The organism is Bradyrhizobium sp. UFLA05-153 (genome assembly GCF_054185185.1).
The window spans coordinates 20604-27749 of sequence record NZ_JBBIAM010000120.1; the positions used below are offsets into that span (position 1 = coordinate 20604).

At 64.8% G+C, this 7146-nt stretch carries 5 protein-coding genes; 3 read left to right on the forward strand and 2 right to left on the reverse strand.

Features of this window, described 5'->3' with window-relative positions; translation table 11 throughout:
- Window positions 1-85: 85 nt before the first annotated feature.
- Window positions 86-1369, reverse strand: coding sequence for an MFS transporter (locus Q2941_RS41615; RefSeq protein WP_254111544.1), 1284 nt, complete (start codon window positions 1367-1369; stop codon window positions 86-88).
- A 49-nt stretch (window positions 1370-1418) separates the two neighbouring features.
- The gene (locus tag Q2941_RS41620; protein WP_458196147.1) at window positions 1419-2621 is read right to left on the reverse strand and encodes a pyridoxal-phosphate-dependent aminotransferase family protein; all 1203 of its coding nucleotides are present in this window, start codon (window positions 2619-2621) and stop codon (window positions 1419-1421) included.
- Window positions 2622-2753: 132 nt separating this feature from the next.
- On the opposite strand from Q2941_RS41620, the gene Q2941_RS41625 reads away from it, so the two are divergent.
- From Q2941_RS41625 to Q2941_RS41635, 3 genes are all read left to right on the forward strand, one after another.
- On the forward strand, window positions 2754-3491 hold the full coding sequence (locus tag Q2941_RS41625; protein ID WP_027528515.1) for a GntR family transcriptional regulator: 738 nt from the start codon (window positions 2754-2756) through the stop codon (window positions 3489-3491).
- A gap of 108 nt (window positions 3492-3599) precedes the next feature.
- Window positions 3600-6575, forward strand: coding sequence for an FAD-binding and (Fe-S)-binding domain-containing protein (locus Q2941_RS41630; protein ID WP_458196148.1), 2976 nt, complete (start codon window positions 3600-3602; stop codon window positions 6573-6575).
- Window positions 6568-6996 carry a GlcG/HbpS family heme-binding protein gene (locus Q2941_RS41635; RefSeq protein ID WP_254111541.1) on the forward strand — a complete coding sequence of 143 codons (429 nt, stop codon included), beginning with the start codon at window positions 6568-6570 and terminating at the stop codon, window positions 6994-6996. The genes Q2941_RS41630 and Q2941_RS41635 overlap by 8 nt, the downstream gene beginning before the upstream one ends.
- The last annotated feature ends 150 nt before the right edge of the window (window positions 6997-7146 follow it).

Below are 7146 nucleotides of genomic sequence, written 5' to 3' on the forward strand. Positions count from 1 at the left end.
CGAATAGCACCATTTGACGGGCTTGTCCCCCTCTCCTAGGGGCCTCCCATGCATAACCGGCGACCCCCGCCCGGACGCCCTCCCCCTACTCCGCGGCAACCACCTTTCCGGTCGGCACGCGCCCCTCGATCTCCGTGAACGGACGCTCCGGGTGCATCAGGAAGGCCGAGAAGCCGCCAAGCAGCAAGAGCCCCATCGACATCAGGAACGGCAGGTACCAATTCCCGGTCGCGTCGATCACGAACCCCGCGACCAGCGGCGACACGATGGCGGCGAAGGCGGACCCCGTGTTCATGATGCCCGATGCGGTGCCGGAATATTTCGGGGCAATGTCCATCGGGATCGACCACATCGGACCGATCACCAGCTCCGCGCAGAAGAAGCCCGCCGACAGACAGAGCGCGACGACCGTGATGTCATGGATGAACAGGATCGGCAGCAGCGACAGAAGCGCTCCGGCAAATCCCGTAACGGTCACGCTCAGCCGCGCGAAGCGAACATTGCCGGTGCGATCGAGAATCCGGTCCGACAGCACGCCGCCGACGCTGTCGCCGACCACGCCGGCGAAGAAAACGCCCGAGGCGAACAGCGCCGAGTTCTTGATGTCGAGATTGTAGCTGTTCTTGAAGAACAGCGGCAGCCAGTTGAGATAGAGCCACAGGCACCAGCCGTAGCAGAAATAGGTCAGCGTCACCGGCCACATGCGGGCGAGCAGCGGCCCCCACGGCACGCGCGGCCGGTCACCGACGGGACGCGGCGGCAGCGCTGCGAGCTCGGTTTCCGTGATCGAAGCATGCTCCTTCGGCTCGTTGCGGAAGTACCAGACCCAGATGAAACCCCACACCAGGCTCACGAAACCAAGCACGACGAACGCGCCGCGCCAGGTCAGCCAGAGGATCAGCAGCGCCACGACGGGCGGCGTTATCGCATTGCCCAGCCGTGCGAAGGAGTGAGTGAGCCCTTGCGCAAAACCGCGGCGGTTCGCGGGCGTCCAGTATTGCATCGCGCGCGTCGCAGTGGGGAAGGTCGCACCCTCGCCGAAGCCGAGGGCGAAGCGCGCGATGAACAGCGCGGCAAGACCGTGCACGAAGCCGGTCATCATCGTCGCCACGGCCCAGATCATGCCGCACCAGAACAGCGTCTTGCGCGGCCCGAAATGATCGCCAACCCAGCCGCCGATCACCTGGAACAGCAGATACGGATAGGCGAAGGCAGAGAAGACGAGGCCGAGCTGAGTGTTGGAAAGACCGAGCTCCTTCTGGATCTCGCCGGCTGCCGTGCCGATGTTCACCCGGTCGACATAGGTGATGAAATACATCGCACAGAGCATTGCCAGCACGACATGCGTGGCCTTGAACCGAACCTTCATCTCCACCCTACCCTATCTGTTGTTCTGGATTGTCGGTGCGCGGCCCATCCTAGGTGCCGACCACTTTCAGGTGCGGTGAGGAATTGCTCTGCGTGCGCTGCTCGAAGTACTTCATCGCGGCATCGACGCCGCCGGAGCGGTGCGGGACGCCGGCAACGGAAAGCCCCATCTCTACACCGGTCAGCGCGCCGAGCAGCGTCAGCTCGTTGCATTCGCCGAGATGGCCGATCCGGAAGACCTTGCCGGCAACCTTCGACAGGCCAGCGCCGAGCGACATGTTGAAATTGTCGAGCACGGTCTTGCGGAATTGATCGGCGTCATGTCCGGGCGGCATCAGCACCGCCGTCAGCACCGGCGAGAATTCGCTGGGCTCCTGGCACAGCACTTCGAGGCCCCAATGACCGACGGCGGCGCGCGTCGCCGCCGCAAGCCGCTGATGCCTGGCGAAGACGTTGTCGAGGCCCTCGTCGAGCAGCATCGCGATCGCCTCGCGCAAGCCATAGAGCAGGTTCGTCGCCGGCGTGTAGGGGAAGAAGCCTTTTGCATTGGGCTTCAGCATCTCCTCCCAATCGAAATAGGAGCGCGGCATCTTGTTGGTCTTGGAGGCAGTACGAGCCTTCTCCGAGATCGCATTGAAGCCGAGGCCGGGCGGCAGCATGAAGCCCTTCTGCGAGCAGCTCACGCTGACATCGACCTTCCACTCCTCATGCCGGTAGTCGACCGAGCCGAGCGAGGAAATGGTGTCGACAATCAGGAGCGCCGGGTGGCCAGTGCGGTCGATCGCGGCGCGGATGTCGGGAATCCGGCTGGTTGCGCCGGTCGAGGTCTCGTTGTGGACGACCATCACCGCCTTGATCGTGTGCGCCGTATCCGCCGTGAGCCTGGCTTCGATCTGGGCGGGGTCGGCGCCACGGCGCCAATCGCCGGGGATGAAATCGACCTCGATGCCGAAGCGTCGCGCCATCTGGCGCCACAGGGTCGCGAAGTGGCCGGTCTCGACCATCAGCACCTTGTCGCCCGGCGACAGCGTGTTGACGATCGCAGCCTCCCAGGCGCCGGTCCCCGAGGACGGGAAGATCACCACCGGCCCTGACGTCTGGAAGATTTTCTGGCTGCCTTCGAGCACGGCGCGGCCGAGTTCGGCGAACTCCGCGCTCCGGTGGTCGATCACCGGCATGTCCATCGCGCGCAGAACGCGGTCGGGCACGGGGCTCGGGCCTGGAATCTGGAGGAAATGGCGTCCTTGGTGCATGAAAACCTCCGTATGGGCGGACCGTGGCCGGCTCATCCGCTATTTTGCATTCATTTTTTGTCCTTTCAATCTAAATTTGGTATTCGATTGTGGACGTCGACGCCACGCAAACGGCAAACTACTGTCCTGCATATGAAATCCACGATTCCCGAAACCGGGGTTCCGATCGCCCACCCGGCCGGCAATGGCGGCGACCGCCAGGAGGTCTCGCTCCACGGCGAGATCCTGCTGCGGCTGCGCGACTATGTGGTGGAAGGCAACATCCCCGAGGGCGCACGCGTTCCCGAGCGGCAGCTCTGCGAGATGCTCGGCATCTCCCGCACGCCCTTGCGCGAAGCGCTCAAGGTGCTCGCCGCCGAGGGCCTGATCGAGCTTCTGCCCAACCGCGGCGCGCGGGTGCGCCAGCTCAGCCAGCGCGATCTCGAGGAACTCTTCGACGTGATGGCAGGCCTGGAAAGCCTGGCCGGACGCCTCGCCTGCGAAGCCATTACCGATGATGAAATCGCCGAGATCGAGCGGTTGCATTACGAGATGTATGGCCACTATCTGCACCGCGACATGCCCGGCTACTTCCAGACCAACCAGCGCATTCACGAATGCATCGTCGCAGCCGCGCGCAACGAGACGCTGAAGGCCGCCTACGCCAACTTCGCAGGGCGGATCCGCCGGATCCGCTACTCGGCCAATTTCGCGCGCAAGCGGCAGCGCTGGGGCGAGGCCATGCGCGAGCATGAGGCGATCCTCGACGCGCTCCGCCGCCGCGCTGGGAGCGAGCTCAGCGACATCCTGTTCCAGCATCTGCGCAACAAGCGGACGGCCGCGATCGAGCACCTGACCGAGCCCGATGGGGATATGCCGGTATCGCCCTAAATGGGCGACCAGCTTGCCCACTATGAATTCACAATGTAATCGGTCTCAGACAATAATGAATAATCCAATGCGGTGGGACAGCCCCGTTGGATCACCTCAGGATCAGGGATGATGAACGCCTCATCGCTCGAACGGCGCCTGCGCTCAGAATTGACCGGCGACGTGCTGTTCGACGCCTTCAGCCGCGGCCGCTATGCGACCGACGCCTCGTTCTATCAGATCATGCCGGCCGGCGTGGTCGTCCCGAAGACCATGGACGAGGCGCTGCGGGCGCTGGCCATTGCCCGCGACGGGGGCCTGAAGGTGACCCCGCGCGGCGGCGGCACCTCGCAATGCGGCCAGACCATCAATGACGGCCTCGTCATTGATGTCTCAAAGCATCTGAACCAAATCCTCTCGCTCGACGTCCAGAACCGCACGTGCGTGGTCGAGCCCGGCATCGTGCTCGACGATCTCAACCGCCAGCTCAAAAAGCACGGCCTGTGGTTCCCGGTCGACGTCTCCACGGCGTCACGCGCCACCATCGGCGGCATGGCCGGCAACAATTCCTGCGGCGGCCGCTCGCTGCGCTACGGCACCATGCGCGACAACACGCTGTCGATGGAAGCCGCGCTTGCCGACGGCACGATAGCTGGCTTCGGCGAGGTCCCGCGCGATCTCACTCAAGTGAACGCCGGCGACAGTGCGCTTGCACTGTTCAGCGACATGCTCGATCTCGGCGCGCGCGAGGCCGACGAGATCGCGGACAGGTTTCCGAAGGTGCAGCGCCGCGTCGGCGGCTACAACCTCGATGCGCTCACTCCGCGCAATGCGCCGAACAACATGGCGCATCTTCTGGTCGGCTCCGAAGGCACCCTCGCCTTCACCACCAAGGTCGAGCTGAAGCTCTGGCCCGTGATCCGCAACAAAGCCCTCGGCGTCTGTCATTTCGGCAGCTTCTACGAGGCGATGGATGCGGCCCAGCATCTGGTCAAGCTCAAGCCGATCGCGGTCGAGCTCGTCGACCGCACCATGATCGCGCTCGGGCGCGACATCGCGATGTTTCGGCCCATCATCGGCGCCGCCATCAAGGACGATCCGGATGCGGTGCTGGTGGTGGAGTTCGCTGAGGAGGACCAGGCGACCAATTTGCAGCGCCTGAAGCAGCTCGCTGAGCTGATGGGCGATCTCGGCTTCGGCTGGACCAACGACAAGCGCAAATGGGGCGGGGTGGTAGAGATCACCGAGCCCGCCCTGCAAAGCGGCATCGCCGATTTCCGCGCTGCCGGCCTCAACGTCATGATGTCGATGAAGCAGGAGGGCAAGCCGGTCTCCTTCGTCGAAGACTGCGCTGTGCCGCTGCCGCATCTCGCCGACTACACCGCGCGGCTGAACGAGGTTTTTGCGAGGCACGGCACCAGCGGTACGATGTATGCGCACGCCTCCGAAGGCTGTCTGCATGTGCGCCCGGTCCTGAACCTCAAGCTGGAGAAGGACGTGAAGGCGATGCGCGCCATCGCCGAAGAGGCATTCGCGATGGTGCGCGAGTACAAGGGCTCGCATTCCGGCGAGCACGGCGACGGCATCGTGCGCTCTGAGTTTCACGAAACGATGTTCGGCGAGCGTTTCGTCGCCGACTTCAAGGAGGTCAAGCGGCGGTTCGATCCAGATGGCGTCCTCAACCCCGGCAAGATCGTCGATGCGCCCAGGATGGACGACCGCTCGCTGTTCCGCTATCGACCGGACTATCGCGTCACTGAGCTGAAAACCAAGCTCGACTGGTCTGCCTGGCCCGGTGCGGGCGGTGGCTTCCAGGGCGCGGTCGAGATGTGCAACAACAACGGCGCCTGCCGGAAGCTCGAGGGCGGCGTGATGTGTCCGTCCTATCGCGCGACACGCAACGAGAGGGACGTCACCCGCGGCCGCGCCAATACGCTACGGCTCGCGATCTCCGGCCAGCTCGGCCCCAACGCACTTTCCTCCGACGAGATGATGGAGACGCTGAAGCTCTGCGTCTCCTGCAAGGCCTGCCGCCACGAATGCCCGACCGGCGTCGACATGGCCAAGATGAAGATCGAGGTGCTGGCGGCGCGCGTTGCTTCTCGCGGTTTGACGCTGCGCGACCGGCTGGTCGGCTATTTGCCGCGCTATGCCGGCCTTGCCGCGCGCTTCGCGCCGCTTGCGAACCTGCGCAATCGCAGCGCTCTGCTGCGAAGGCTGTTCGAGGGTTTTGCAGGTATCAGCGCGCGCCGCGCCCTGCCCGCCTTCCGCAGCGATGTGTTTGCACCGCCAGCGGAAGCGGTCGGACCTGTGGATGGCCGCGAGGTCGTGCTGTTCGCCGACACGTTCAATCGCATCTATGAGCGGGAAAACCTCGACGCCGCGCTGCGTGTGCTCGTCGCTGGCGGCTATCGCGTGCATCTGCCAAAGCCCGTGAGCGGCACCCGGCCGCTCTGCTGCGGCCGTACGTTCCTGTCCGCAGGTCTCGTCGACGAAGCGAAGGCCGAGCTCAGCCGTCTCGTTGAGAGCTTCACGCCGTTTGCCGCGCGGGGCGTGCCGATCATCGGGCTCGAGCCGAGCTGCCTGTTGACGCTGCGCGACGAGCTGTTGTCGCTGCGCAAGGACGATGACGCCAAGGCTGTCAGCGCCCACGCCCTCACCTTCGAGGAGTTTCTGGTGCGCGAGGCGGAGGCCGGTCGCTTGCAACTGCCGCTCGGCGCGATCGCCGAGAAGGCGCTCGTGCACGGCCATTGCCACCAAAAATCCTTTGGCGCGTTCAAGCCGGTCGAGCAGGTGCTGCGCCTCGTTCCTGGCCTGAAAGTCGAGACCATCGAATCGAGCTGCTGCGGCATGGCCGGCGCCTTCGGCTATGGCGCGGACACTTACGATGCCTCGATCGAGATGGCCGAGCTGTCGCTGCTGCCGGCCGTGCGGCGCGCGGACCAGGCGACGCTGGTGGTCGCCGACGGAACTTCCTGCCGGCACCAGATCCAGGACGGCGCGCAACGCGACGCCCTGCATGTCGCGCGCCTGCTCGCCATGAGCCTCGATCGCGCCAACGCAAATCCGACAACCTCACCACACAAGGACATTCCAAATGGCTGAACTCACCCTCGACACCGCCCGCAAGATCCTCGACGCCGCCTTCGCGAAGGCCGCGGAGCTGAAGCTGAAACCGCTTGTCGTCACCATCCTGGATGCGCGCGGCGTCCTCAAGCTCGCGGCTGCGCAGGACGGCACCAGCCTGATGCGCGCGGAGATCGCCCACGGCAAGGCCTATGGCGCGCTCGCGATGGGCATGGGATCGCGCGCCCTGTTCCAGCGCGCCCAGGAGCAGGCCTATTTCATCGACGCCGTAAACACCATCGCCAAGGGCGCGCTGGTGCCGGTCCCCGGCGGCGTGCTGATCCAGGACGGCACCACCCTGCTCGGTGCCGTCGGCGTCTCCGGCGACACCTCGGACAATGACGAAGCCTGCGCCGTCGCCGGCATCACGGCGGCAGGATTGAAGGCTAACGCGGGCTGATGATCGTAGGTGGGTAAGCGCAGCGTAACCCACCACTGTTTGTCTCCGCTGAAGAAGGAGGCGGGTTACGCTGCGCTAATACTACTGCGTCATAATTTTCGTTGCCTGCCGAGACGCGGCGATGCCCCGCAACAAGGGCATCGCCTTAGA

What these genes read in the sequence shown, in the direction of transcription:
- Q2941_RS41625 (WP_027528515.1), top strand. Translation starts at nt 2,754, where the DNA reads ATGAAATCCACGATTCCCGAAACCGGGGTTCCGATCGCCCACCCGGCC.
- Q2941_RS41620 (WP_458196147.1), bottom strand. Translation starts at nt 2,621, where the DNA reads ATGCACCAAGGACGCCATTTCCTCCAGATTCCAGGCCCGAGCCCCGTG.
- Q2941_RS41630 (WP_458196148.1), top strand. Translation starts at nt 3,600, where the DNA reads ATGATGAACGCCTCATCGCTCGAACGGCGCCTGCGCTCAGAATTGACC.
- Q2941_RS41615 (WP_254111544.1), bottom strand. Translation starts at nt 1,369, where the DNA reads ATGAAGGTTCGGTTCAAGGCCACGCATGTCGTGCTGGCAATGCTCTGT.
- Q2941_RS41635 (WP_254111541.1), top strand. Translation starts at nt 6,568, where the DNA reads ATGGCTGAACTCACCCTCGACACCGCCCGCAAGATCCTCGACGCCGCC.